This is a genomic window from Dietzia sp. B19 (assembly GCF_014145155.1).
Classification (GTDB): Bacteria; Actinomycetota; Actinomycetes; order Mycobacteriales; family Mycobacteriaceae; genus Dietzia; species Dietzia natronolimnaea.
Map to the genome: position 1 here is coordinate 1 of NZ_JAALED010000369.1, position 1,642 is coordinate 1,642.

At 71.4% G+C, this 1,642-nt stretch carries 2 protein-coding genes; one reads left to right on the plus strand and one right to left on the minus strand.

The genetic code is table 11. The annotated features are described in order from the left end of the window. Window positions 1-264: winged helix-turn-helix domain-containing protein (locus G6020_RS10975; protein WP_182610653.1), on the minus strand; the 264-nt coding region annotated here is incomplete at its 3' end. A 96-nt stretch (window positions 265-360) separates the two neighbouring features. On the opposite strand from G6020_RS10975, the gene G6020_RS10980 reads away from it, so the two are divergent. After that, window positions 361-1,626 carry a pyridoxal phosphate-dependent aminotransferase gene (locus tag G6020_RS10980; RefSeq protein WP_182610654.1) on the plus strand — a complete coding sequence of 422 codons (1,266 nt, stop codon included), beginning with the start codon at window positions 361-363 and terminating at the stop codon, window positions 1,624-1,626. Window positions 1,627-1,642 lie beyond the last annotated feature (16 nt).

The window sequence follows — 1,642 nt, forward strand, 5'->3', positions numbered from 1 at the left end:
CGCCGCCTGACCCGCCCCGGCGGCGACCCGGGTGCCCGAGCCCTGGACGGAGTCGATGAAGCCGGCGGCCGAGAGTTCGTCGAACCCCCGGACCACGGTGCCGCGGGAGAGCCCGGTCTGCTCGGCGAGCGCGCGCGTGGAGGGCAGCCTGTCGCCGTCGGCGAGGGAACCGTCGGAGATCAGGTCGATGATCGCGTCCACCAGATCCGCGGTGCCCGAGACCTCGCCCAGGACCAGGGATCCGGGACGGGCGGTGCGGGCCATGCGCTCAGCCTAGGCGCGCGAGGCCGGAAAGTGGTCTCACGGGTCTGCGTGAAGTGGACCTTTCCGCCAGTCCACTTTGGCGATGTGATGGTCCACATGCAGATCTACCGCCAATCCCGACGCCTCCGCGACGTGCGCTACGACGTCCGCGGTCCGATCCTCACCGAGGCCATGCGGCTGGAATCCGAGGGCCACGACATCCTGCGACTGAACCTGGGGAACATGCACCCGTTCGGTCTCGAGGCCCGGCCCGAGATCGTGGATGCCGTGGCCCGCGAACTCGGCGCGGGCCAGGCCTACTCGGATTCGCGGGGCATCCCGCAGGCACGGGCGGCGGTGGCCGAGCACTACCGGCGCTGGGGGGTGCCCGGGATCCGCGCCGAGGACGTGTTCCTGGGCAACGGGGTGAGCGAGCTCATCACCCTGGTCCTGCAGGCGATGGTCGATCCGGGCGACGAGATCCTGGTCCCGGCACCGGACTACCCCACCTGGACCGGCGCGGTGAACCTCACCGGTGGCGTGCCCGTGCACTACCTGGCGGACGAGTCCGACGGCTGGAACCCCTCGCTGGCGGACATCGAGTCCAAGATCACGCCGCGGACGACCGCGCTGGTGGTGATCAACCCCAACAACCCGACCGGCGCCGTCTACAGTGCCGAGACCGTCCGGGGGATGGCCGACATCGCCCGTCGGCACGGGCTCGTCCTGCTCAGCGACGAGATCTACGAGAAGGTGATCTTCTCGGGCGCCCGCCATCACCACGCGGCGCTGGCCGCCGGTGACGACGTGCTCTGCCTGACCTTCGGCGGCCTGTCCAAGGCGTACCGGGTGTGCGGATACCGGGCCGGCTGGGTCGCCGCGACCGGGCCCCTCGAGCGGGCGCAGGACCTGCTGGAAGGGCTCACCCTGCTGGCAAACATGCGGGTGTGCCCCAACGTCCCGGGCCAGTACGCGATCCCGGTCGCGCTGGCCGAGGACTCACCGTGGGGTGCCGACGTGATCGACCCCGACGGCCGGATCGAGCGACAACTCGCACTGGCGACCGAGCGCCTCAACGCCATCCCGGGCGTGAGCTGCGTGGCGCCCCGCGGTGCGCTCTACTGCTTCCCCCGGTTGGACACCGAGAGGTTCGGCATCGGCAGCGACGAGGAACTGGTGCTGGATCTACTGCGCTCCGAGCACGTCCTGGTGACCCACGGCACCGGCTTCAACTGGCCCGAGCCGGACCACTTCCGGATCGTGTGCCTGCCCGACGCCGAGGTGCTCGAGAACGCGATCGGCAGGATCGCCGGGTACCTCGAGCGGCGTGCCGGCCTCCACCGGCAGCCCGGCACTCCGGCGCGGACCCCGCTGCCCGCGTGAGCCCGGCCCGGGCCCG

Excerpts from the sequence above, each read along its gene's own strand:
- G6020_RS10980 (WP_182610654.1), top strand. The coding sequence starts at position 361 with ATGCAGATCTACCGCCAATCCCGACGCCTCCGCGACGTGCGCTACGAC.